Here is a 24415-nt window from a genome sequence, read left to right on the forward strand (position 1 = left end):
AGAACGCCTTTACTCAATCTCCGAATTGGATCTTTAGTCACGATTTTCACCCCAACCCTTTATCGTCAACAACTTATAGATCAACAAGCGGAAATGTGACAACAAAAATCCGCAGTTCCACTGTTGATTCCTTGGTGAGCACGTCGGCATGTCGGAAATTCACCGCCCCTGTTGCAGCCGCTCCCGGATCGACAGCAGGTCCCGCCAGGCATCCCGCTTGGCCCCCGGGGAACGCAGCAGATAGGCCGGATGATACAGCGCCACCGCCGCCACCGGACGGGCCAGCCCAGGGGTGGCATAGGTGGCCCATTGGCCGCGCAGGCGGGTGATTCCCTGGGTTTTGGCCAGCAGGGTCTTGGCCGCCGGGCCGCCCAGGGCGACCAGGATTTCCGGGTCAACCATCTCGATCAGCCGCTCCAGAAACGGCAGGCAGGCCCCGATTTCCGAGCTGTTGGGGCTGCGGTTGCCGGGCGGACGCCAGAACACCGTGTTGGAGATGACCACCTGCGTCCGGTCCAGGCCGATGGAGGCCAGCATGCGATCGAGCAGTTGGCCGCTGGGGCCGACGAAGGGCAGACCACGGCGGTCTTCCTCGGCCCCCGGGGCCTCGCCGACCAGCATCACCCGGGCCTCGTCCGGCGCGCCGTCGAAAAACACCGTGTTGGTGGCGGTCTTGCGCAACGGACAGCCGTCAAAATCATCCAGGGCGGCGCGCAGTTCATCCACCGTGCGGGCGGCCCGGGCCATCTCCACTGCCGCCTTGACCGTCTCTCCGCCATTGCGCGGGGAGGCGGTCTCCACAACGGGCGCGGCTTTTTCAACAACCGGCGGCGGCGCGAAATGGTCGATGGGCTGGTCGGCGATGGTTTCATCGACGCCCATGGCCAAATACCAGCGCATCAGGGCGGCGGTCTCAAGCGGGGCAATGTTCTCGGTCATCATGGACGGAGAGTAGCACGCCGGAACGCTGCGGCAAGAGTTCGAATCGGGGCTGGCTCGCCTCACCGTTCATGATATATTGCGCCGCACTGCGAACGGTGGAGCCGAGACATGGAACGGGAAAGCATGGAATTCGACGTGGTCATCGTGGGAGCCGGTCCGTCCGGGTTATCCGCGGCGATCCGCCTGATGCAGTTGGCCCGCGAGGCCGGTCGCGAAACGTCCGTCTGCGTGGTCGAAAAGGGCTCCGAGGTGGGAGCGCATATCCTCTCCGGCGCGGTCATCGAGACCCGGTCGCTGGACGAGTTGATTCCGGACTGGAAAGCCAAGGGAGCCCCCCTGACCACGCCGGTCACCCACGACCGTTTCGAATTTCTGTCGTCTGGGGCCTGCACCCGTCTGATGACCCCGCCGCAGATGCATAATCAGGGCAACTATATCGTCTCCCTGGGCAATCTTTGTCGCTGGCTGGGCCAACAGGCGGAAGAGTTGGGGGTGGAGATCTTTCCCGGATTCACCGCCGCCCACCTGTTGTTCGACGATAACGCGGTGGTCGGCGTCGGCACCGGCGACATGGGGCGGCTCAAGGATGGCTCCGAAGGCCCCAATTTCGAGCCGGGCGTCGACCTGAAAGCCACCTACACCTTTTTCGCCGAGGGCTGTCGGGGCCATTTGGGCAAGCAACTGATGGACAAATTCGCCCTGCGCGCCGAGTGCGATGTGCAGACTTACGGCCTAGGCATCAAGGAATTGTGGGAAGTGGAGTCCGACCTGCACAAGCCAGGCACGGTGCGCCACACGGTCGGCTGGCCGCTCGACAGTCGCACCTATGGCGGTTCCTTTCTGTATCACCTGGACAACAAGCAGGTGGCGGTCGGCTTCGTCGCCGGGCTGGATTACCCCAACCCGCATTTTTCACCCTACGACGCCTTTCAGCAGTTCAAGACCCATCCGGCGGTTGCGCCGCTGTTCGAAGGGGGGCGGCGCATCGCCTATGGGGCGCGGGCGCTCAACGAGGGCGGCTTCCAGTCGATTCCCGAACTGACCTTTCCCGGTGGCCTGCTGATCGGCTGCGACGCCGGATTCCTCAACGTGCCCAAGATCAAGGGCACCCACACGGCGATGAAAACCGGTATGCTGGCCGCCGAATCAGCCTTCGCGGCGCTGGCCTCGGAGACCCCGCCGCGCGACCTGGGGACCTATGGGGCGGCGGTGCGGGCCTCGTGGATCTGGGACGAACTGTACCGGGCACGCAATATCCGTCCGTCGTTCGCCAAATGGGGCCTGTGGGGAGGCATCGCCTATTCGGCCCTCGATACCTATCTGTGGCGCGGCAAGGCCCCTTGGACGTTCGCCCATCACGCCGATCACGAGGCCCTGCAACCGGCGGCCGGACAGCGCCCGATTGCCTATCCCAAGCCGGACGGCAAGCTGACCTTCGACAAGCTGACCAATGTTGCCTTTTCCAGCACCAATCATGAGGAAGATCAGCCCTGCCATCTGCATCTGCGCAACGACGAAGTGCCGACGGAGGTCAATCTGGCCCGTTTCGCCGGGCCGGAGGTGCGCTATTGCCCAGCGGGTGTCTACGAATTCCTGGAAGACGACGGCGTGCCCCGTTTGCAGATCAACGCCCAGAATTGCCTGCACTGCAAGACCTGCGACATCAAGGACCCGACGCAAAACATCACCTGGGTCACCCCCGAGGGCGGCGGCGGCCCCAATTATCCCAACATGTAATACCTTCGGTTACTTCGATTCAGCGCACAACTCCCCCCTTGGTCCCCCCTGTCAGGCGGGCTATGATGCGCCACCTGTTCCCGGCCCGGCTTAGCGAAAGGGGTTCGCGTGTCTGACAATTTCACTTTCCGTTTTCCATCTGCGTCACGGTTATTCACTGCGGCCACCTTGGCCTTCGTGCTGGCTGCCTGCGCTTCCGGCACCGCCAATTCGGAAATGGACCCCATCGAGCCGGGTCCGTCGCTTTTCGGCAACTATCTGTCGGCGCGCCATGCTCAGACCAATCGGCGGCCCGATATCGCCAGCCGCTTCTTTGAGGCTGTGCTCCAGGAAGATCCAGAAGTGGCCAGTCTGCGCAACCGCACCTTCGTGCTCAAATCCATGGAGGGGGATTTCGCCACTTCCCTGCCGCTGGCCCGCCAACTGGTCGAATCCGATGAGTCTTCGCCGCTGGCCGAGTTGGCCCTGGTCATCGAAGACCTGCGTCTGGGTCACAACTCTGTCGCTTTGGAACGTCTGGAGAAGGTCACCGACAAGGGGGTCAACGCCTTCATGTTGCCGCTGATCAAGGCCTGGGCCTTGACCGGCATCGGCGACGGCAAGGCCGCCCGCGCCGAACTCGACACCCTGGCTGAGCGCAATGGCTTCAAGGCCCTGGCTAATCTTCATCAGGCCCTGATCGAAGCCTACCTGGGCCACCCCAAGGAGGCCGAGGCGAGCTTCAGGGAGGCTCTGGGCTCCGGGGATGCGGTCTCTTCCCGACTGTTGCAGTTGTTCGGTGATTTTTACGAGCGCAATGGGCAACTGGATGAGGCACGAAAACTGTATGCGGACTATCTGCAACAGCATCCGGACAACCGCCAGTTCACAATGGCCCTTAAACGCCTGGATGAGGGCAAGCCGATTTCCGGCTCACCGCCCGGACCGGCGGCGGGAGTCGCCGAGGCGCTGTTCGACGTGGGCAATTCCCTGCGCCAGCGCAATGCGCACGATACCGCCATGTTGCTGGTGCGTCTGGCTTTGTACCTGGAGCCCGATTTTCCGCTGGCTCAGATCATCGTCGCCGACCTGCTGGAAGCCGATGACCGTCTGGCTGCGGCCAACGACGTTTACCGAAACATCAATCCGCAATCCTACGCCGCCTGGACGGCACAGATGGCTCTGGCTTCCAACCTGGACCGTCTGGACCGCACGGACGAGGCGGTGGCAACTTTGCGCGCCATGGCCCGGGAATACCCGACCGAGGCCGATCCTCTGATCAGTCTTGGCGATATCCTGCGCGGGCGGGAGCGGTTCGCCGAAGCGGTGACCGCGTACAACGACGCCATGAGCCGCATCACCACCATTCATGCGGACCATTGGTCGTTGTTCTATACCCGCGGCATCGCCCTGGAACAGTCCGACCGCTGGGATCAGGCGGAACAGGATTTCCTCAAGGCTTTGGAATTGCGGCCCGACCAACCCTACGTGCTCAATTACCTGGGCTATTCCTGGGTCGAACGCCATCGCAACCTGGAACGGGCCCGCGCCATGATCGAAAAAGCCGTCGAGGCCGAGCCCACCGATGGCTACATCGTCGACAGCCTGGGCTGGGTCCTGTATCGCTTCAAGGATTATGATGGAGCAGTCAAAAACCTCGAAAGGGCTGTCGTGTTGCGGCCCCAGGACCCGGTGATCAACGATCATCTGGGCGATGCCTATTGGCAGGTAGGCCGTAAAAAGGAAGCACGATTCCAATGGCGGCGAGCGCGCAGTCTCGATCCGGACCCGGAGGTGCTGGCCCGTCTTGAAGACAAACTGAAAAACGGCTTGGTTCTCACACAGGCAGACTGATCATGGCGGAATATCGTGCTGGCGCGGCGGCCAAGCTGAATCTTTATCTGCACGTCACCGGTCAACGGGAGGACGGCTATCATACGCTGAACAGTCTGGTCGCCTTTGCCCGTGTCGGGGACCGGATTACCGCCCGCACCTCCGGCACGTTCTCGTTGACTCTCAGCGGCCCCATGGCCAAGGGGCTGTCCAAGGAAGACAACAATCTGGTCCTGCGCGCCGCCCTGCTGCTGGCCAAGGCGGCGAAACTCAAGCCCACCGCCGCGCTCAATCTGCACAAGGTGCTGCCGATCGCTTCGGGAATCGGTGGCGGCTCGGCGGATGCGGCGGCCACCCTGCGCGTGCTCTCGAAACTGTGGAACCTGAATTTCTCCGATCGGGAACTGACCGCCCTGGGCCTGCGCCTGGGAGCCGATCTGCCGGTTTGTCTGGCCGCCCGTCCGATGTTCATGGACGGCATCGGGGATCGCCTGGTTCCGGCCCCCCCTCTGCCGCCGGCCAGTGTGGTGCTGGTCAATCCGGGCTTGCCCCTGTCCACGCCAGCGGTGTTTCACGCCCGTCAGGGCGCGTTTTCCGAACCGGCCCCCTTCGTCCAGTCCCCCACCACGGCCCTGGAACTGGCCCAGTTGCTGAAACAACGGCGCAACGATTTGGAGAAGCCCGCCCTGCTCCTGGCCCCGGTGATCGCCGACGTGCTGGCCCTCCTCGATAGCCAGCCGGATTGCCTGTTGGCCCGCATGTCGGGGAGCGGTGCAACCTGTTTCGGCCTGTTCGCAACGATCAAATCGGCGCAGGCCGCTGCCGCCCGCATCGCGGCGGCAAAGCCCCGTTGGTGGACTGCGGCCGCTCCCCTGATGAGTCCTCTGGAGCCCTTCGACGGCACGACGGTATGACCCCTCGGCGCCTGTTGCAGAACCCCTGGTTTCCGGCGCTGTTGTTTGCCGCAGCACTTTGTCTGCTCGGCCCCTGGTGGGGGGTCTATGAGATGGACACGGACGAGGGTCTCAATCTTATGAAGGCCTTCCTGGTCGCCGAGGGTCATCATCTCTATGGCGAAATCTGGAGCGACCAGCCGCCGGTTCTGACCCTGGTGCTGGCCGCCGTGCAGCAGTTGTTTGGACCCTCGGTGATCGCTGCCCGGGCGACGATTCTGCTGTTTTCCGTGCTGTTGCTTGGGGCGCTCTTTCGCATTGTTCAGCGCGAGGAAGGCACCGTGGCGGCCTGGGTCGCGGTCGCCTGTCTGGTCTCGACCGCGCTCTATCAGCGGCTCAGTGTGTCGGTGATGATCGGTCTCCCGGCGCTGGCCCTGGCCCTGCTGGCGCTGGATCAGGCCCTGGGGGCCGCCGGACGCTGGCAACGCCAGGCCCTGTCCGGCTTTTTGATGGCCCTGTCCCTGCAAACCAAGTTCTTTACTCTGGTCCTGCTGCCTGCGCTGCTGCTGGCTTTTTGGATCGACTGGCGACGGAGAGATGCCTTGCCCGGACGCCGTGCCGGTTTTGCATGGATCATCGCCTTCTGCCTCACCTTCGGCGGCCTGACACTGCTCGCCGGTCCGGCGTTCGTCAGCCAGTTGATCGCACCCCACGTGCAGCCCGGACTGGCCGAAGCCTTTCCCTATGACCAAGGATCGAACCGGTTTTGGCCTATGTTGTTGGAGCAACCCTATCTGTTGACCCTGGCCGTTCTCGGGCTGCTGCTGGCCTGGCCCTGGCGGCGGCCCAGCCGCTGGATTCCGGGGCTGTGGGTCGGGATGGCCGGCGTGGTCCTGTACCGTCATGCCCCCCTGTGGAACCATCAACTGCTGTTGATCCTGATTCCCCTGAGTTGGCTTGCCGGGATGGCCGGAGGAGCCTTGCACTCGCGGCTTCGGGATGTTGTGGCCGGGCGGCGCTGGGCGGCGCGCGCCCTGGCCCTGGCCCTACTCGGCGGCGGTCTCTGGCAATTCATGGTCCAAGGCCAACAAACCGTTGCCTTGTTTCATCGCCCCACCGACGCCAACGACCGCAACGCCGTGGCGGCCCTATCGGAGCGGGCCGGGCGCACCCGCTGGCTGATCACCGACCGCCCCATGGATGCCTACTATGCCCGTTTGCCGGTGGTGCCGCCGTTGGCGGTCTATTCCCTGAAGCGGGTCCGGGGCGGCCTGCTGACGCCGGAACAGGTGGTGGAGATTCTCAAAACCTATCAGCCCGAACAGGTCAGCTACCGGCGGTTTTACATGGGCCGGGCGGTGCAGGACTACCTCTCCGGCCCGTACGAGAAATTGCCCGGGCTGACGGGCCAGCTTCTGTATATCCGCAAGGACTTGCTGACAACCCGATGATTCCCGTTGCCCCGACAGGAAACCCGCATTATGTTTCCGGCAACCTGTCAGTTGGGGCGTGGCCAAGCGGTTAAGGCGCTGGTTTTTGGTATCAGTATTCCCAGGTTCGAATCCTGGCGCCCCAGCCAATTTTCATTTTTTGCGGAATTTCCGCCGTCATTGCCTCCCGAACGGCATGCGATGACTATTTTTATTCCAATAAATCAAAGGGTTGCCGAGATCGAGACGCCCTCCTTCTGCATCCCCTTCGAAGAGACGCGGGCATAGATCACCGCTTGCTTGCGGGCGGGATCAGTGGCGGGTATGGGAGTCGTTGTTTCGACCATATTGTTTTGCGTGAACTGCACATGCTTAAGACGCAAACGGACGGTGCTAGAGCGCTCTCAGATAATTCGGCTGTCATAGGCCCAATGCAAGAGCGCTTGGCGCTGGCGCGGCCTGCAAAAAAGATCGCCCGGGTCGCAATTCCGCTTGATCTGCGCGATATGCCGACGGATCGCCTTCCAACGCCTGATCTGGCGGGCGTCTTCTTCAGCCGATCGTCGGCCCATATAGTAACGGCAGTACCATTGAAACCAGCCACGCGGATCGTCGGGATGTATCCAGCCCTTCCTCCGCCATTCCGACAGCGGTTGGCTGGCATCCACGCCGAAGTAATTGAGCGAACAGTCGCGGCGGGCTGGCGACAGCTTCGCCCGCACGAACCAGCTCGCCGGATATTCCTTGTGGCAGTCTGTCATGTATTTGCCGCCGAAAACCCCGAGTTCCAGCATCTGCTTGGGCGTCAATTCGGGACGGAACTCGGGGTCGAAATTGCGCCCCACCGGTTCCGTCAGGAAATACCGATAGCCCTGCTGCATCTTGTCGTTGACGGTAACCAGCCGCTGGCGCATCTGTCTCCCGATCAGTTCAGCACATGGATTGCGCCATTGAGCACCGATGCGAACGCCACCCAGGAGGCGGCGACTTGGTAGAGTACGTCGTCATCGCTTTCTGAGCCCCCATAGGTGTCACCTTCTGTTAGGCCACGCCGCATGTCAACGATCACTTTAACACGCTTCCAAAGTGGGTTTTTGGACCTATTAACGTTGTAAGCAGTGAAAAAATCACCCAAGAAAAATCAATATTTACATTATTAATCAACAGGTTATGCGCCATCAAATTTGCCTGAACTCAGCCAATCTGGTATAATTCACCCTCAAAAACTGAGGGGATTTCTTATGCAGAATGCCAAAGGAAGGGGCTTCTCGGCCAGCCGCTGTCTACTCAATGAAGAGCATCAGAATATTAATCGTTTACTGGAAGAAGCGGAGACTTCCGATGACCGGGCCAAAATTCTGATGTCAGTTGGCATCGAGTGCGAGCGCCGGGAAGATTGGATGACTGCCGTAGACTACTATGCCAAAGTTCTTGAGGAGGCCCCCGTCAGGGAAAAATTCCGATATTTTGGCAACAATAATCTCGCATATTCTCTCGTACAGATGGGCAGATTTGACGAAGCCGAACCCTATTGTCTTGCCGCAATCGCCGTGACCCCTGAGAGGCATAATGCCCACAAAAACCTTGGGCTGGTACGACAAGGTCAGGAAAGGTGGCACGATGCCGCGACCTGTTTCGCCGAGGCATTTCGCTTGTGTCCAGGCGATCCTCGGTCCCGGCATCTTTTGAACAGCGTGTTGGACAGCCATCCCGACCTGCTTGCGGAATCGGCAGACCTGAGAAAACTGCTGACCGGCCTGTCGCAGGACGGTTGTGCTAGCGCGCCAAACTGATCGGCGTCTTGGCCACCTGATCAGGCCGCCTCAGAAGCCGATACGTCCACCATGCCCTCGGCCACCGACAGGGCCTTGATCAGATCGAGCAACCGCTTGCGGGAGTCGGCATCGGGAATGCGGTAATAGGCATGGACCAGCCGCAACGTCTCCAGCCGCTCGAACAGCGCCTCGGTGCCGCTGCCGTCGGGCAAAATCGGTTGACCGGCCGGGATTTGACCGGCGTCGCTGGACACGTCGTCGCTCATCGCCTCGAAGAAATAAGACACCGGCACGTCGAGAATGCGGCTGAATTCATAGAGTCGGCTGGCGCCGATTCGATTGGCCCCACGCTCGTATTTCTGAATCTGCTGAAAAGTCAGGCCGACGGTTTCACCAAGTTTTTCCTGACTCATGCCGACGAATACCCGGCGTTTGCGCAGGCGGCTGCCCACATGTACGTCAACTGGACGATAACCACCGATGAGTCTTTGTTTGCGTTGTTTCTTTGCCATCTGCGTCCTCGATTTATTATATTGTTCTCCCAGGAGGGGGGAGGAAAGCCCTTCCGCAGCATGATTACACCGCCAAATGGGCTATACGAATGGTCAGTATATGGTCATTGCCCCCCGCAAGGCAACATGGTGCAATGCGGAAATATAGTAGCGATTTCCGGGTTCTGCTCAATTTGGGCACAATTTACGGAAGGGGGCCTGCGAGATCGGGCACTTACGCCTCCCCAGGATTTTGCTGAAACCTCGGACAACCGTCCCGGGCGACCCGGAAACGATCCTGGTCCGCACACCACCCCGTATCGGCGCGCACCGACCCATGGGCCGAAGACAGGATCGCCAGCCCGCCGATCAGTTTTTCCAGGGCTTGCGGCTCTCCGACAAAATGGCGGCACTGGGCGCAGCACGCCTCCGGCGTCGCGGTCACAGCCGCGACCAGTAGTCGCCGAATATCCATACGGACAGAATGAACCCGGCAATCACATTGACCACCACGCCGATGCTGAAGGCGCTGAAGGTGCCGAAATTGACCGCATGCAGGTCGCGGAAGCGCGTGGTCAGCCCGATGGACAGGAAACAGAAAATAAAGGCCCAACTGCGCAGGGAGTTGATTGGGGCCAACAGGTTGGGTTTGACCACCTGCTCGAATTCTGCCGCCGAAAAGCCGCTGGTCAACAGGGTGACCAGAATCGAAGCGACGAAAAAGCCGAACACGAACTTCGGAAAGCGTCGCCAGATCTCGCCCGGGTCCAACTTGCGCTGGCCCTTTTCCGCCTTGTCCCAGACCGTGGTGGCGACCAGCGCCCAGACCATGGCCCAGATGCCGATCCACAAATCGCGCCCGATGACCTTCATCAGGGTGAAGGCCTTCAGCGCCGCTTCCTCGTTGCCCGCCATCTTGCCATAGGAGGCGGCGGCGGCAAATCCGGCGGCGTCGGCGAATTCCGAAGTACCGATCCAGGCCCCGGCGACCCCCGGATGCAGTCCCAGGGCCTGGGAGACAAACGGCAGAGCTATGATCATCACCAGCGCCCAGCCGACCACCAGGGTCACCGAGGCATAGACATGATCCTTGGTCGCCCCGACCGCCGCCGCGATGGCCATGGAAGCCGACACGCCGCAGACCGAGCCGCCGACACTGATCACCGCCGCCAGCCGCCGATCCAGCCCGAACCAGCGGGTGGCGGCGAAATAGATGGTCAGACAACTGAGCAATGAAATCACCGTGGCCTGCCCGATGGCCACCGGCCCGGCGGTCATCACCAGGGTGATGGGGAAGGTCGCCCCGAGCAGCACGATGCCCAGTTTGACGAAATATTCGACCCGGAAGGCCGCATCCATCCAGGCGGGCAGACGCACCGTATTGGCCAGAATCAACCCGACGATCAGCGCCACCAGCGGCGGCTCCAGATTGAACTGTGTGGCACTGACCCAGCCGCCGACGGCGAAAATAGCCATGGACAGCAGATAGAGAAAGCTGAACCCGGCGATGAAACGCCCGAAGGGAATGCCCATCACCCGACAGGACACCCCGAGAAAGGTCACCCAGACGCCAAACTGCATCATATACAGAGCGGCATTCTCGGCGAAATGGGCGCCCAGTTCAGCCGACGTCCGCCATTTCAGGCCGCCCGGGTTGACCGTGATCGCCTTCAGAAAATCGCCATGGGTCGTATAGGTGGCCAGCGCATACAGCACGAAGGTCAAGCCCAGCCAGACCGCCCACCAGTCCTCCTTGCGAAACAGCGGCGAGACGGGGGAGTCGGCCCCATTGACCGAGGCCAGCGGAATCCGCTTGAGCCCGCTGGCCACCGCCAACAGCCCGAACAGCAACAGCCCCAACGGCACAACCCCGCGCAGCAACTCCTGCACCGACCATTGCCAGTTGACCAGACCGGTCAGGCCCAGCACGAACAAAATGGCTCCAACAATGACCGTCGGCATCCCCGCTCCCCTCGAATACGGGCCGGATGTTAGCAAAACATGGGGAGCTGGGAAAGGGGCACGGCACGGCAGCGTTGTCGTGGGGGGACGGGAAATGCTAGGAGAGGGCACCGATTCCTTATTTGGGCCTTCGACTATGACCGAGATCGACGATACGGAACTGCGCGCCCGGGTGCGGCTGTTCGGAAATTTGCTGGGCGAGGTGCTTCTGGAGCAGGAGGACCCACAGGTCCTCAAGACGGTGGAAATCCTGCGCAAAGGGTTTGTTGATCTTCGGCAGGAGGAAGATCCTGAGGCCCGCAAACGGCTGACCGACCTGATTGCCGGGCTGGAACCGGAGGTGCTGTCCCATGTGCTGCGCGCTTTCAGTATCTATTTCCTGCTGTCCAACATCGCCGAGGAGGAATGGTCGCAGCTGCAACGGGTGCGGCGGATCAATCGCGGGGAACGGCTGTGGCATGGCTCCTTCGACGACACCCTGCAGGGCCTGCGCGAAGAGGGGGTGACCCTGGAACAGCTTCAAGACATGCTCGATGTGTTGACTTATCAACCCGTGTTCACCGCCCACCCCACCGAGACCAAGCGCCGCACCACGTTGGCCATTCAGGGCCGCCTGCGTGCCCTGGCTAAGGGGTTGGACGATCCCATGCTGGCCCCCTATCAGCGCCGGGCCATCGAATACCGCATTCGCAACCAGATTCAGTCCCTATGGAAAACCGACGAGGTGCGCCCCGACAAACCGCAGGTGATCGACGAGGTGCGGGCCGGCCTGTATTACTTCCGCGAGACCCTGTTCGACACCGTGCCCCGGGTCTATCGCAATTTTGAACGCTGCGTAAATAATGTCTATGGCGATCAGGGCGGGGCACAATCCCTGCACACCCCCACCTTTTTGCGCTTTGGCTCCTGGATCGGCGGCGACCGGGACGGCAATCCCTTCGTGACCCACGCCATTACCCGCACCACCGTGCGGCTGCAGGCTCGCGAGGTGCTGGTGGAATATCAGCGCCGCCTGCAAGACCTGATCAAGCTGCTCACCCATTCCTATAGCCTGGTCACCCCATCGGCGGCCTTCGAGGCCAGTCTGGTAGCCGATGAACCGCTCATCGAGGCCGCCTTCAAGGAACGGCCCCGGCAATATGTTCACGAGCCCTACCGGCGCAAATTGATGCTCATGCACCATCGGCTGGGCTGCCAGTTGAACCGTCTGGAAACCCTTCTGGCCGGACGCCCCGATCCTGGACGCGGTTGTGGTTACGACAACGCGCAGGCCTTCCTGGACGAAATCAAAATGATCCGCGAGTCCCTGATCGGTCATGGCGACCGCAATCTGGCCGACGCGGAACTGAAGGATCTGGACATTCTGGTCCAGACCTTCGGCTTCCATCTGGTACAGTTGGATGTGCGCCAGGAATCCACCCGTCACACGGACGCGGTGGCCGAACTGTTCGACAAGGCCCCCAACCTGCCCGACTACAGGTTGCTGTCCGAGGCCGAGCGGCTGCATGAACTCAATGAGTTGCTATCGCACGGCGGGACTCCCCTGCTCTATTGCGACGATATGAGCGATGAGACCCGGGAAACCCTCGACGTGCTCAAAACCATGGTCGCAGCCCGGAAAGAAATTGGCCCGGAAACCTTTGGCGCCTACGTCATTTCCATGACCCATCAGGCCAGCCATGTGCTGGAGGTCATGTTCCTGGCCAGCTTCGCTGGTTTGTGCGGACGCCGGCGCGATGGCAGTTGGCACAACGATCTGCTGGTGACGCCCTTGTTCGAGACCATCGACGATCTGGCCCGTATTGAGCCGGTTCTCGAAGCGTTGATGCAGCAACCGTCCTACCTGGCTCTGTTGGCCGAGACCGGCAACGTCCAGGAAGTAATGCTCGGCTATTCGGATTCCTGCAAGGACGGCGGCATCCTGGCCTCCAGTTGGGGACTCTACAAGGCCCAAAAGACCATTGCCCGGGTAACCGGCAAGCGCCACATCGGCTGCCGCATCTTCCATGGCCGTGGCGGCACGGTGGGGCGCGGCGGCGGACCGACCCATGACGCCATCCTGGCCCAGCCGCCGGGCACGGTGAACGGCACCATCAAGTTCACCGAACAGGGCGAGGTGCTGTCGGCCAAATATGCCGATACGGATAACGCGGTTTATGAATTGACCATGGGCATTTCCGGTCTGCTCAAGGCCAGCCGTTGCCTGACCGTGGCCTGCACCCCCGACCCGGCGGAATACGTGGCGACCATGGACAGCTTGGCCCAAGCGGGCGAGGCCCACTACCGGGCCTTGACCGACGACGACCCGGCCTTCATCGACTATTTCTACGAGGCGACCCCGGTTTCAGAAATCGCTTTGCTGAATCTGGGCTCCCGCCCGTCCCATCGCAAGAAATCAGACCGTTCCAAGGGATCGGTGCGGGCCATCCCCTGGGTTTTCGCCTGGGCCCAGGCACGTCATACCCTGCCCGCCTGGTACGGCATCGGTCATGCCTTGCAGCAGTGTTGTGCCGACAACCCCCGTGGCCGTGACATTTTGTTGCGGATGTATCGGGATTGGCCGTTTTTCCGCGCTCTGTTGTCGAACAGCCAGATGGCCCTGAGCAAGGCCGAGTTCTCCATCGCGCGGGCCTATGCCAATCTATGCGAGACCCCGGGCATTACTGATCGGGTGTTTCCAGTCATCGAGGCCGAGTTCAAGGCGACACTGGAAGGGATTCTGGAAGTGGCACAGTTGGAGACTTTGTTGGCCGACAATCCGGCGCTCAAACACTCCCTGGCCTATCGCGATCCCAACCTTGATCCGATCAACCATATTCAGGTTGCGGTGCTGAAACGCTATCGCGCAGCCCAGGAGGGCGGGGAGGCCGAACGCTGGCGACTGCCCCTGTTGCGCTCGGTCAATGCCCTGGCCACCGGCATGCGCAATACCGGATAATTTTTTTTCGCTTGTTATTCCTTTTGCTTCGTGCTTATTTTACAAAAAATAGGTGGACTCATGAACAAATTAACATATTCTATAAGTCAAATAAGCAACGATGTCCTGCCGGTCAGCCGGGAGGATGTGACGCCCCTGGTCGATGTGTCCTGGGTGGTCGATCACATCGGGGAGCCGGACCTGCTGTTCCTCGATTTGCGTCCGGCGCCGATTTTCCGCAAATCCCATGTGCCGGGGGCGGTCCCCACTGATTATGGGGAAGACGGCTGGCGGGTGATGATCGACGGGGTGGCCGGACTGCTGCCCGACATCCCCGACCTGGAGGCTTTGCTGGGGCGGCTGGGGATCAGCAATCAGACCCATGTGGTCTTGCTACCGCCGGGCAATACCGCCTGGGACATGGGCATGGGGACGCGCCTCTACTGGACCCTCAAGGTGTTGGGGCATGATCGGATTTCCCTGCTCAACGGCGGCATGAGGGCCTATTTCCTCACCCCGGACACGCCGCGCGAAGAAGGTGACGCCGTGTTTGCGCCCAGCCGGTTCGTGGCTTCTCCGCGCCTGCATCTGGTGGCGGACGGCGGGTGGGTGCGCAAGGCGCTGGATCGGGGCGTTCTGATGCTCGACAGCCGCCCGACGGATCAGTATCTGGGCCTCAACAAAACCGCCGACGTGGCCCGCTACGGCACCCTGCCCGGCGCGGTGAGCCTGCCGGGGCAATGGCTGACCCATGACGGCGGCGGTCTGTTTCGTGAGCCGGACACCCTGCGGCGACTATACGACGTGGTGGGCATCCCGCTTGAGCGGGAAACCATCACCTTCTGCAACACCGGCCATTGGTCAACGGTCGGCTGGTTCGTCCATTCGGAACTGCTGGGCCACCCGGCCACCCGCATGTACGACGCCTCCATGGCCGAATGGAGCCAATTGGACGAATCCCATCATCCGATGGAAATCAAGGTGCCGGTGGGGTAAAAGCGGGGAGCCCTTCACCGCGAAAGTCTGCCCCATGCCGCTTGAAATCTATATCGACGCCGACGCCTGTCCGGTCCGCAAGGAAGTGCTGCGGGTGGCCGAACGTCATCTTCTGACCGTGCATCTGGTCAGCAATCGCGGCTTTCGACCCTCGCAAAGCCCGCTGATTCACAATGTTATGGTCCCGGCCACACCCGACGCCGCCGACGACTGGATCGCCGAACAAATCGGCGCCGAGGATATTTGCGTCACCGGGGATATTCCGCTCGCCGCGCGCTGCCTGGAAAAGGGGGCAAGGGTGCTCGATTCCAAGGGCAAGATGTTCACCGAAGACAGCATCGGCATGGCCCTGGCCATGCGCGATTTGATGTCGCATTTGCGGGAAACCGGCGAGGTGGGCGGAGGTGGACCGGGGTTTACGCAAGCCGACCGGTCGCGCTTTCTCCAGGCCCTGGAGACCGCCGTGCAGGCGGCCGGGCGCTAATACCTATTCGGCGAGGACCTGGGTCTTTTCGCGCAGCACCTTGATCAGCCCGGCCACCGAACGTCCGTTGGCGGAAATCACTGAGCCAAATTCTGAACGCTGCGTCAGGGCCATGCTGACACCATTGACCATCACATCATAGATGCGCAGGCTGCCGTTGCCGGAATCCCGCACCCGCCAGTCGACCCGCACCGGCTGACTGCTGCCCGGCTGGGCGAGCAGGGAATGCACCAGATTATCGGTGGCATCCAGGGCTTCGGTGTCGACGATGTTGAGCTGTTCCCCAGCGTATTCGGCAAAACGGTCCACATAGGTGGCGACGATGAGGTCCTCGAACAGCGACAGATATTCCGCCTTTTCTTCCGGGGTGGCCAGATTCCAGTAACGGCTGAGAGCGTAGCGCCCGATGGCCTCGACGGCGAAATTGTCCTTCAAGATATCGCGGAAGGCGGTGATTCTTTCGGGGCGCGGCAAATTCTTGTCGGTCAGTGTTTCAATGGCGCGCTGGGCCATGGCCTCGATGAATTGCTTGGCCGCCATTGTATCCGCTGCGGCGGCCCGGGAGTCGAAGCTCCAAGGGGCCATCACCATCACGGCGACCAGCAGGTTCAGAACGTATCGTCGCGTCATCATCTTGGTGTAACCTTTGGTTGCTTATCGTTTGTTTTGCGAAACTTCATCATTCAGGATCAGGGGAATCGGAATCTCCAGCGAACTGGTGCCCGGACCGCTTCCCTTATGAGTGGCTCCATTGCGGATTTCGTCGTCACGCCGCTGGCGATAAAGACTGCGCAGGGTGGCATAATAATCCAGCGACGAGCGTTCCAGATCCTGCAACACGTCGAAGTTGCGCGCCCGGTAGTCCACCGCCCGCATGGCATTGCGGCCCCAGATGGCCCCCGGCTGATCGGCCGACTGCATGGCCCAGTTGAACGGGTCGAGGAAGAAATCCACCGCCATGCCCGCCGCATCGCGCGGATTGGAGGGGCCAAGCAGCGGCAGCATCAGGAACGGTCCCTCGTCGACGCCCCAAGTGGCCAGGGTCTGGCCGAAGTCCTCGGTGTGGGTGGCATAGCCCATGTCGGTCGCCTGATCGACGATTCCGGCAATGCCCAGGGTGCTGTTGATAAGGAAGCGCACGAAGGTTTCCCAGGCACGCTCGAATTCCCCCTGCAACAGCTCATTGACCAGGGTTACCGGGGCCTGCACGTTGCTCAACATGTTATGCACGCCTTCCTGAATCGGCGGCGGCGTAAGCGCCCGATACCAGCCGGAGGCCGGTTTGTAGAGCAGGGTATCAAATCCGGTATTGAAGAAATGAATGGCCCGGTTGGCCGGTTCCAGCGGATCGTTCATGGCCTGAAATTCGGCCAGGGATTCCGGGTCGTCGGCGGGGGGGGGCGTGGCGCAGCCGACCATCAGCACCCCAACGACGGCGAGACTGCCCAGTCGAGTAATGAGTGATTGCATCAGCACGCGGTGACCTCCCAAAAATTATTCTTTTTTGACCCGATGGCGACGCAACCACGCCAATGAACGACGGACCGATGGTCAACAGGAGAGGGGTATCATATGGTGCGCTGAATTGCCAGATGGCACCCGGGACTTACCGTTCCGGAAGCCACACCGTGTTGCAATATTGCAACATAACCTGTGGGTCTTTTCACGGCACAATGAGGCCCCCCGTTGCGGTCTATTGCCAGGGTCTTTATATCCCCTAGTTCGCCACAGGAGAACGCACCGTGACTGACCCTTCGCCCGCGCCCCGTCCCCCGGTTACCTTGGCCGTGGCCTCCCCGCTGCCCCGGGACGTGCGCGTCTCTTTCGAGTTCTTTCCACCCAAGTCGGATAAAATGGAAGCGACCCTGTGGGACTCGTTGACCCGGTTGGCCCCGCTGTCCCCGTCGTTCGTCTCGGTGACCTACGGGGCCGGGGGATCAACCCGCGAACGCACCCATGCCACGGTGACCCGCATCCTGCGCGAAACAGAGATCAAACCGGCAGCCCACCTGACCTGCGTCAGCGCCTCCCGCGAAGAAGTAGACGACATCGCCCGCCACTATTGGCGGGATGGGGTGCAGCATATCGTCGCCCTGCGCGGCGATCCGCCGGAAGGGGAGAGCGCCTACAGCCCGCACCCCGAGGGCTATGCCTATGCGGTGGACCTGGTACGCGGGCTGAAGAACGTTGCCGATTTTCAGATCAGCGTTGCCGCCTATCCAGAAACCCACCCGGAAGCGGCCAGCGCCCAGGCCGACCTGGACAATCTGAAAGCCAAGATCGACGCCGGGGCCAGCCGCGCCATCACCCAGGCTTTTTTCGATCCGGAAGTGTTTCTGCGTTTCCGGGATCGGTGCGCTTCGGCAGGTATTACCGTGCCCATCGTGCCGGGCATCCTGCCTGTGACCAATTTCGTGCAGGTGAGCAAATTTTCAGGCAAATGCGGCATGGCGGTGCCGTCGTGGATGGGCGATCTGTTCAACGGCCTGGAAGAGGACCCCGAGACCCGCAAGCTGGTCGCCGCCACCCTGGCCGCCGAGCAATGCCGGGTGCTATCCGCCGAAGGGGTTGGGGATTTCCACTTCTACACCCTCAACCGGGCCGACCTGACCTACGCCATTTGTCATATGCTGGGTGTACGCCCGACTTAGGCGCTGAGTTGATCCACCAACACCCGCACCGCCCGGGCGACCGGCGGCGACAGCCCCTCGCCCTGGGCAAAATCCGTTGCCTCAATGCCATAGACCGTCAGCCGCTCCGGCAGCAGGCCGAGAATACGCGCCATCTCCACCGCTTCGGCAACGCCCAGAACATGGCTGGTATGGGGAAAATGATCGCGCGGCATTTCCCGGTCCTGGGCCTCGAAACACAGGCAGGTTCCCGGGGCCGCGCCGGAGCGCATGGCATCAATCAGCACCACCCACACCCGGCCCTGCCAAAGGTTGATCAGGGTCATGCCGTCCCCCGCATGCTCCAGGGTATCGAAGCCCCGTTGTGCCAACAACCGCACGGCCTCGGCCCCCACGCCATCGTCCCGGCGCATGATATTGCCGATGCCGATAAAAAGGGGGCGCGCGGCACTCACTCGCGGGTGATATCCAGCTTCAGAAAATGGGTGGCGCAGGAGATGCATGGGTCATAGTTGCGGATGGTCTGTTCGCAGCGCCAGGTCAGGGCCTCGTCATCCAGATGCAGGTTGCCCTGGACCACCTGACGCAGATCCTCCTCGATCTGTTTTTGGTTTTGTGCCGTTGGCGGCACGATGATGGCGCGGGTGATATGGCCTTGCTTGTCCAAGCTATAACTGTGGAAGCAGATGCCGCGCGGCGCCTCGGTGCAGCCGTATCCGGTGCCGGGGCCTGGGGTGACTTCAACGCAGGAACGATCCGGCATCTCATAGGTTTCGATCAGCCGCAAGGCTTCCTCGCAGGCATAGAGGGTCTCGACCATGCGCACCAGGATCGACTTGTAGGGGTTGGTGACCTTCGCCCCCAGTCCGCAGTCCTTGGCCAGCGCCTTGGATCGTTCCGAAAGCTGGTGGCCGTTGTTGTTGTAGCGGGCCCAGGGGCCGACCAGATAGCGCCCCCGGGGGCCAACCCCATGCAGGGCATTGGAGTGGGCCACATGCTCTTCGCCGTAGGGGCCGAGGAAGGCGTCCAGATCCAGATACTCGCCGGTGGAGGACAAGATACCGCCCTCGCAAATGGCATATTCATCCGGATGGGTCAGCGACACGCATTCATAGTCAATGTCCAAGTCGGGGAAATCGAACCCGGCAAACGCGCGGGCGATGTCCTCGCTGGCCTCCATGCCCCATTGCAGCCGATCCTTGAGCGGAGCCAAATCCAACGGCGTCGGGAGCTTGTAGAACCCGCCGACCTTCAGGTTGACCGGATGCACCGCCCGCCCGCCGATGGCTTCCAGGAGCTGGTTGCCGAGCTTTTTCAGTTGCAGCGCCTTGCCGACCAGTTCCGGGTGCGCCTTGGCGATCAGCAGCGCATCGTCGAGCCCGAGAAAATCCGGGGCGTGCAGCATGGCCGCGTGCAGCACATGGCTCTCGATCCATTCGCCGCAATAGATGATCCGGCGCAGGTCGCGCAGCGGGCCGGTGACCTTGACCCCCAGGGCATCCTCCATGGCCTGGGAGGCGCCCATCATGTAGGCCAACGGGCAGATCCCGCAGATGCGCGCCGTGATGTCCGGGGCCTCGCTGAAGATGCGCCCGCGCAACAGGGCCTCGAAAAAGCGCGGCGGTTCATAGATGCGGAATTGCAGATCCTTGATCACCCCGTTCTTGACGCGGACGTTCAGCGCCCCTTCGCCTTCGACGCGGGCCAGGGCGCTGACTTTGATAGTGCGGGTTTGTGAGGGGCTATTCATGGGCCTCGCTCTCCTTGCGGAACGGCTCGGCATAGGCGGTGAAGGCACGATATTGATGCTTCACCTGCCGCCGGTTCCGGCCCAACCGGTCACCGGTCCAGGCGGCGAGGCTGGCCGTGTTGGGGGTCTCCTTGGGGCCGAAACAGCCGTAGCAGCCCCGATTGTGCGACGGGCAGAGATTGCCGCAGCCCGCCTGGGTGACCGGCCCGAGGCAGGGGGTGCCCTGGGCCACCATGACGCAGACCGAGCCGCTCAACTTGCATTCCACGCATTGCGAATGGTTGGGGATGATCGGCTTGCGGCCATTGAGCGTGGCATTGAGGACTTCCAGCAACTGCCCCTTGTCGATGGGGCAGCCGTGCAGGGCGAAATCCACCGCCACATGATCATGGATCGGCGTCGATTTGGCCAGCACGTCGATATATTCCGGATGGGCGTAGACGCAGCGGGTGAAATCCTCCACGTCGTAAAAATTGCGCAGCGCCTGAATGCCGCCCGCCGTGGCGCAGGCCCCGATGGTGATCAGCAATTTCGACTGGCGGCGCACCTTGTGGATGCGTTCCGCGTCATGGGGGGTGGATATGGACCCCTCCACAAGGGAGATGTCATACGGCCCCTTGACCTCGGCCCGGGTGGCTTCGAGGAAATAGGCAATCTCCACCGCCTCGGCCACCTGCAACAGCTCGTCCTCGCAATCGAGCAGCGACAGTTGGCAGCCGTCGCAGGACGAGAACTTCCACACCGCCAACTTGGGTCTTGCCCGCACAACCGCCATGATCACAACTCCCGGACCGGGAAAAGATCCCGGATTTTGTCAAAGGGGAAAACCGGGCCGTCCTTGCAGACGAACTGACCGCCCAATTGGCAATGGCCACAAAAACCGACGGCGCATTTCATGTTGCGCTCCATGGAAACGTACATCCGATCCTCGGAAACGCCGCGCATTTGCAGCGCCTGAATGGCGAACCGCATCATGACTTCCGGTCCGCAGAGCATGGCCACCGCCTCGTGCGGATCGAACCCGGCTCGCTCGATGAGCTTGGTCACCACGCCGACCCGACCGCCCCACTTGCCGGTCGCCCGGTCCACCGTGACCTCCACCGACAGATCGAAGCGCGAGCGCCATTTCTCCAGTTCCTTGAGATACAGCACGTCTTCCGGGGTGCGCGCGCCGTACAGAATGACCACCTTGCCGTAGCGGCTGCGATGGGCCAGCACATGGTAGATGGTCGGTCGCAAGGGTGCCAGACCGATGCCACCGGCGATCAGCAGCAGGTCGCGACCTTCCGCCGCCTTGACCGGCCAGGCGGTGCCGAACGGACCGCGCACGCCCACGTGATCGCCCGTATTGAGATGCCGCAGCGCCTCGGAGACGGTGCCCACGGCGCGGATGGTATGGATCAATTTCCCGGTGTCGGCGGGATCGCCGCTGATGCTGATCGGGATTTCACCCACGCCGAACACATAAAGCATGTTGAACTGGCCCGGATCGAACAGGAACCGCCCGCCCTTCGGCCGCAATTCGAGGGTGAAGGTATCGCTCAGTTCCTTGCGCCGCCGCTCAACCCGAAAGGGCACGGTCAGCATGGGATCCTTGGGCAGGGCATTGGCCGTCATGGCGGAGCTTTCCCTTACTTGGAGGTACCATACATATCGAGCAACCGCATGCGCGCCGCACTCAGACGCGCGGCCATGATGGGAATGAAGCGTTTGTAAAGCTCATAGCCCAGGGCCGGGTCGTTCTCGCATTTGCCGCGCAGGCATTCGGCATCCAGGCTGATCAGGCGGCACAGGGACTTGGCCCGCAGGTCGTAGGCCCAAACATGCGGTGGAATGAGCCAAGACCAGCCGAAAATGTCTCCTTCCTCCAGCGTTTCGAGAATCAGCGGCCCCTGCCCCGGGGCATGAATTTCCAGCGATACCTGGCCGTGGCGGATCAGATAGAACTTGTTGGCCGATTCCCCTTCGCGACCGATGTATTCGCCCTCGTCGAAGCGTTCGTTGGCGGCGCACCCGGTCATCAGCGTCCGATAGTCATCGCTCAACCCCGTGAAAAAGGGGTGTTCTTCGAGCAGCTTGCCCAATCCGTCGATGCTCACCATGTGCCGTTCTCCCCTATTTGGTCGCAGGTGCCATAAGGTTGCGGATGGCCCGCGCCTCTTCTGTGATATCTATGCCCACCGGACACCAGGTCAGGCAGCGCCCGCACCCGGTGCAGCCGGAGGTCCCGAACTGCTCATGCCAGTGAGTCAGTTTATGGGTGATCCATTGCCGATAGCGGGACTCGCCGCTCTGCCGCACATTGCCGCCATGGATGTAGCTGTAATCCAGCGTGAAACAGGAATCCCAGCGGCGCACCCGTTGGGCCTGGACACCGCTCAGGTCGGTCACATCCTCGACCGTCGAGCAGAAGCAGGTCGGGCAAACCATGGTGCAGTTGGCGCAGTTGAGGCAGCGCTTGGCCACGACGGCCCAGTGGTCACTTTCCAGATTGGCGGCCAGAACCTCGGCCGCATCGGGAATCATTTTGCGTTCCAGGGCGTCCTCGGCGGCGGCCATACGGGTTTCCGCAGCGGCCAGATCCCCCGCCTTGGCCTGCAAGATCGGCAGGCCTTCCAGCAGTGCCGCGCCCTGCGGACTGCCGACGGTGACCAGAAAGGTGTGGCGATCCTCCTCCGCCAGTTCGGTCAGGGCCAGATCGAACCCCTGCTCGACGCGCGGCCCACAGTTCATGGAGGCACAGAAACAGGTCCCCGCCGGACGCCCGCAGTTGACGGCGATGATGAAACTGCGCTGCCGCCGCAGGCTGTAGCCGGGATCGGGTGTCGCGCCACTCATGAAGACTTTGTCCTGGATGGCCAGGGCGGCCAGATCGCAGGCCCGCACCCCAAGGAAGGCATAGCGCGGCACCTCTTCAGTGGCCGCCTCGACCTTGAAACCGTCCCGCGTCCGTTCGGCGGACCACAAGGTCTGCACCGGCGGAAACAGATAACGCTTCATGCTGTGCGGACCGACCACATGGTCGAACAGGGCGTCATTGCCCGGATGTTCGAGCACGTAGCCTCCCGGTTCCTGACGATCAACGACCCCCGACGGGAGATCGGCCACCCCGTTGACCGGCGCAAAGACGATCGCGCTGTCCTGGACCGTCGGGCCGATCATCTGATGCCCGGCCTGAATCAGGCTAAACATCAACTTGTCGAGGCCGTCGAGATCAATCAGACAGTGGGATCTTTCCGATGCGTGGTTCGTCATCGTGAATCCCCCAATTCCATTATGGGGCGATGATAGCCCAAATCACGACTCATTAGTATCGCCATTCGGGGATGGCTGATATCTAAAAATGGTGGTCTTTCAATATATTAGATACATCTAATGGGCCAAAAGCACAACGCCCGGGGCAGTGCCGCCGGGCGTTGGTCGTCGGGGGGAGCAGAACGGCGATCAGTCGACGATGGTCCAGTCGCCGTTGCGGATTTCGAGCATCCGGAAAGCCGTGAGGTCGAGGCCCATATGATCCTCGGGCGACATGTTGACCACGCCCGCTGTGCCCATGAAGCCGTGGGTTTTCTCGATTTCGTCGCGCACCTTTTCCTTGTCCGTGCCGCCGGCCCGCTGAATGGCCGCCAGGGCCATCATCAGACCGTCATAGGCATGACCGCCAAAGGTCGAAACGTCGGAGCCGGTGGCGCTCTCGTAACGGGTCTTGTAGCCCATGACCACGGCCTTTTGCGGATCGTCCTCGGCCAGTTTCTCGGCCACGATCAGCGCCGCCGCCGGAAGACGCACGCCCTCCGCCGCTGCACCCGCCAACTCGATGTATTTTTTCGAGGCGACGCCGTGGGACTGGTACAGGGGCAGGTTGGTCATGCCCAACTGACCATAGTTCTTGGTGACGATGGCCGGACCCTGGCCGAAGTCGGCATTGAGCACCGCCTGCACGCCCTCGGTGTTCTTGATCTTGGTGAGCTGGGCGGTCATGTCGGAATCCTTGGGACCATAGGTCTCGTCGGCCACCACCTCGATGCCATAGGCTGGGGCCAGGGCCAGACATTGGCCCTGCATGGATTTGCCGAAGCCGCCGGTGCCGGAGATCAGGCCGATCTTTTTCAGGTCGCGCTTGTTCATGTCCTCGAAGATCTTGGCGCAGGCCATCTTGTCCGTGTGCGGGGTCTTGAAGGTCCATTTCTGCACCGGATCAACGATCACCACCGCTCCGGCCAGGGAAATAAAGGGCAGGCCCTCTTTTTCGATCAGCGGACGCACCGCCATGGTGCCGCCGGAGGTGGAACCGCCGATAATCAGATCAACCTTGTCCTGGTGGATCAGGCGCTTGACCGCAGTCTGGCCCTTCTGGGGATCACCGCCGGTATCATAATGGATCAACTCCAGCGGGCGACCCAGCACGCCGCCTTCCTTGTTGATGTCATCAATATAGAGTTGCAGGGTCTTCAACTCGGGATCACCGAGGAATGACGCCCCGCCGGTGACGGCCAGGAAGGTGCCGATCTTGATCGGTTCGGCGGCCTGCGCAGCAAAAGTCAGGCCGAGGGCCGCAACGCCAGCGACGGCACCCGTGAGCAGCTTATTGAACAT

At 61.7% G+C, this 24415-nt stretch carries 23 protein-coding genes and 1 tRNA gene; 10 read left to right on the plus strand and 14 right to left on the minus strand.

Annotated features, from left to right (window positions below):
- Positions 1-159: 159 nt before the first annotated feature.
- Positions 160-942: a uracil-DNA glycosylase gene (locus tag ACYQ1P_RS04670; RefSeq protein WP_460019183.1), complete on the minus strand. Its 783-nt coding sequence runs from the start codon at positions 940-942 to the stop codon at positions 160-162.
- A 108-nt stretch (positions 943-1050) separates the two neighbouring features.
- Here ACYQ1P_RS04670 and ACYQ1P_RS04675 point away from each other — a divergent pair, with 108 nt between their 5' ends.
- The 5 genes from ACYQ1P_RS04675 (at position 1051) to ACYQ1P_RS04695 (ending at position 6963) form a co-directional block, all read left to right on the plus strand.
- Positions 1051-2679, plus strand: coding sequence for an electron transfer flavoprotein-ubiquinone oxidoreductase (locus ACYQ1P_RS04675; RefSeq protein WP_460019184.1), 1629 nt, complete (start codon positions 1051-1053; stop codon positions 2677-2679).
- A gap of 108 nt (positions 2680-2787) precedes the next feature.
- The gene (locus ACYQ1P_RS04680; RefSeq protein WP_460019185.1) at positions 2788-4512 is read left to right on the plus strand and encodes a tetratricopeptide repeat protein; all 1725 of its coding nucleotides are present in this window, start codon (positions 2788-2790) and stop codon (positions 4510-4512) included.
- A gap of 2 nt (positions 4513-4514) precedes the next feature.
- The gene (locus tag ACYQ1P_RS04685) at positions 4515-5405 is read left to right on the plus strand and encodes a 4-(cytidine 5'-diphospho)-2-C-methyl-D-erythritol kinase (protein WP_460019186.1); all 891 of its coding nucleotides are present in this window, start codon (positions 4515-4517) and stop codon (positions 5403-5405) included.
- Positions 5402-6835, plus strand: a complete 1434-nt coding sequence (locus ACYQ1P_RS04690) for an ArnT family glycosyltransferase (RefSeq protein ID WP_460019187.1) — start codon at positions 5402-5404, stop codon at positions 6833-6835. The genes ACYQ1P_RS04685 and ACYQ1P_RS04690 overlap by 4 nt, the downstream gene beginning before the upstream one ends.
- A gap of 52 nt (positions 6836-6887) precedes the next feature.
- Positions 6888-6963 (plus strand) — tRNA-Gln (locus tag ACYQ1P_RS04695).
- A gap of 255 nt (positions 6964-7218) precedes the next feature.
- Here the strand turns inward: ACYQ1P_RS04695 and ACYQ1P_RS04700 are convergent.
- Complete coding sequence (locus ACYQ1P_RS04700; RefSeq protein ID WP_460019188.1) at positions 7219-7728, minus strand: hypothetical protein; 510 nt, start codon at positions 7726-7728, stop codon at positions 7219-7221.
- A 327-nt stretch (positions 7729-8055) separates the two neighbouring features.
- Between ACYQ1P_RS04700 and ACYQ1P_RS04705 the strand changes: the two genes are divergently transcribed.
- Positions 8056-8607, plus strand: coding sequence for a tetratricopeptide repeat protein (locus ACYQ1P_RS04705; protein ID WP_460019189.1), 552 nt, complete (start codon positions 8056-8058; stop codon positions 8605-8607).
- A gap of 20 nt (positions 8608-8627) precedes the next feature.
- Here the strand turns inward: ACYQ1P_RS04705 and ACYQ1P_RS04710 are convergent, their stop codons facing one another.
- The 3 genes from ACYQ1P_RS04710 to ACYQ1P_RS04720 all read right to left on the minus strand — a co-directional run bounded on the left by ACYQ1P_RS04710 (position 8628) and on the right by ACYQ1P_RS04720 (position 11042).
- Positions 8628-9101, minus strand: coding sequence for a helix-turn-helix domain-containing protein (locus ACYQ1P_RS04710; RefSeq protein WP_460019190.1), 474 nt, complete (start codon positions 9099-9101; stop codon positions 8628-8630).
- Between the two features lie 214 nt (positions 9102-9315).
- A complete protein-coding gene (locus ACYQ1P_RS04715; RefSeq protein WP_460019191.1) occupies positions 9316-9525 on the minus strand; it encodes a hypothetical protein in 210 nt (69 codons plus the stop codon).
- A complete protein-coding gene (locus ACYQ1P_RS04720) occupies positions 9522-11042 on the minus strand; it encodes a YeiH family protein (protein WP_460019192.1) in 1521 nt (506 codons plus the stop codon). The genes ACYQ1P_RS04715 and ACYQ1P_RS04720 overlap by 4 nt, the downstream gene beginning before the upstream one ends.
- 136 nt (positions 11043-11178) lie before the next feature.
- On the opposite strand from ACYQ1P_RS04720, the gene ppc reads away from it, so the two are divergent.
- From ppc to ACYQ1P_RS04735, 3 genes are read left to right on the plus strand one after another with little or no spacing between them, the layout of a single operon-like run.
- On the plus strand, positions 11179-13980 hold the full coding sequence (gene ppc, locus ACYQ1P_RS04725; protein WP_460019193.1) for a phosphoenolpyruvate carboxylase: 2802 nt from the start codon (positions 11179-11181) through the stop codon (positions 13978-13980).
- Positions 13981-14040: 60 nt separating this feature from the next.
- Complete coding sequence (locus ACYQ1P_RS04730) at positions 14041-14955, plus strand: sulfurtransferase (RefSeq protein WP_460019194.1); 915 nt, start codon at positions 14041-14043, stop codon at positions 14953-14955.
- A 34-nt stretch (positions 14956-14989) separates the two neighbouring features.
- Positions 14990-15439: a YaiI/YqxD family protein gene (locus ACYQ1P_RS04735; RefSeq protein ID WP_460019195.1), complete on the plus strand. Its 450-nt coding sequence runs from the start codon at positions 14990-14992 to the stop codon at positions 15437-15439.
- 3 nt (positions 15440-15442) lie between these two features.
- Here ACYQ1P_RS04735 and ACYQ1P_RS04740 read toward each other — a convergent pair whose 3' ends face one another.
- Together ACYQ1P_RS04740 and ACYQ1P_RS04745 are read right to left on the minus strand one after the other, a co-directional pair.
- Entirely contained in the window at positions 15443-16072 is a 630-nt protein-coding gene (locus ACYQ1P_RS04740) for an MlaC/ttg2D family ABC transporter substrate-binding protein (RefSeq protein ID WP_460019196.1), read from the minus strand.
- Positions 16073-16093: 21 nt separating this feature from the next.
- Entirely contained in the window at positions 16094-16909 is an 816-nt protein-coding gene (locus ACYQ1P_RS04745; protein WP_460019197.1) for an MlaA family lipoprotein, read from the minus strand.
- 317 nt (positions 16910-17226) lie between these two features.
- Here ACYQ1P_RS04745 and metF point away from each other — a divergent pair, with 317 nt between their 5' ends.
- Complete coding sequence (gene metF, locus ACYQ1P_RS04750; RefSeq protein WP_460020133.1) at positions 17227-18090, plus strand: methylenetetrahydrofolate reductase; 864 nt, start codon at positions 17227-17229, stop codon at positions 18088-18090.
- Here metF and ACYQ1P_RS04755 read toward each other — a convergent pair.
- From ACYQ1P_RS04755 to ACYQ1P_RS04785, 7 genes are all read right to left on the minus strand, one after another.
- Positions 18087-18524 (minus strand): hydrogenase maturation protease, encoded by a 438-nt coding sequence (locus ACYQ1P_RS04755; RefSeq protein ID WP_460019198.1) that lies wholly within the window; start codon positions 18522-18524, stop codon positions 18087-18089. The genes metF and ACYQ1P_RS04755 overlap by 4 nt on opposite strands.
- The gene (locus ACYQ1P_RS04760; protein WP_460019199.1) at positions 18521-19819 is read right to left on the minus strand and encodes a Ni/Fe hydrogenase subunit alpha; all 1299 of its coding nucleotides are present in this window, start codon (positions 19817-19819) and stop codon (positions 18521-18523) included. Before ACYQ1P_RS04760 ends, ACYQ1P_RS04755 begins: the two co-directional genes overlap by 4 nt.
- A complete protein-coding gene (locus ACYQ1P_RS04765) occupies positions 19812-20594 on the minus strand; it encodes an NADH-quinone oxidoreductase subunit B family protein (RefSeq protein ID WP_460019200.1) in 783 nt (260 codons plus the stop codon). The genes ACYQ1P_RS04760 and ACYQ1P_RS04765 overlap by 8 nt, the downstream gene beginning before the upstream one ends.
- A gap of 2 nt (positions 20595-20596) precedes the next feature.
- Entirely contained in the window at positions 20597-21436 is an 840-nt protein-coding gene (locus ACYQ1P_RS04770) for an FAD/NAD(P)-binding protein (RefSeq protein ID WP_460019201.1), read from the minus strand.
- A 14-nt stretch (positions 21437-21450) separates the two neighbouring features.
- Positions 21451-21921 (minus strand): cyclic nucleotide-binding domain-containing protein, encoded by a 471-nt coding sequence (locus ACYQ1P_RS04775; RefSeq protein WP_460019202.1) that lies wholly within the window; start codon positions 21919-21921, stop codon positions 21451-21453.
- 13 nt (positions 21922-21934) lie between these two features.
- Positions 21935-23074, minus strand: coding sequence for a 4Fe-4S dicluster domain-containing protein (locus tag ACYQ1P_RS04780; protein ID WP_460019203.1), 1140 nt, complete (start codon positions 23072-23074; stop codon positions 21935-21937).
- A 189-nt stretch (positions 23075-23263) separates the two neighbouring features.
- Complete coding sequence (locus ACYQ1P_RS04785; protein WP_460019204.1) at positions 23264-24415, minus strand: ABC transporter substrate-binding protein; 1152 nt, start codon at positions 24413-24415, stop codon at positions 23264-23266.

It is taken from the genome of Magnetospira thiophila (genome assembly GCF_054657015.1).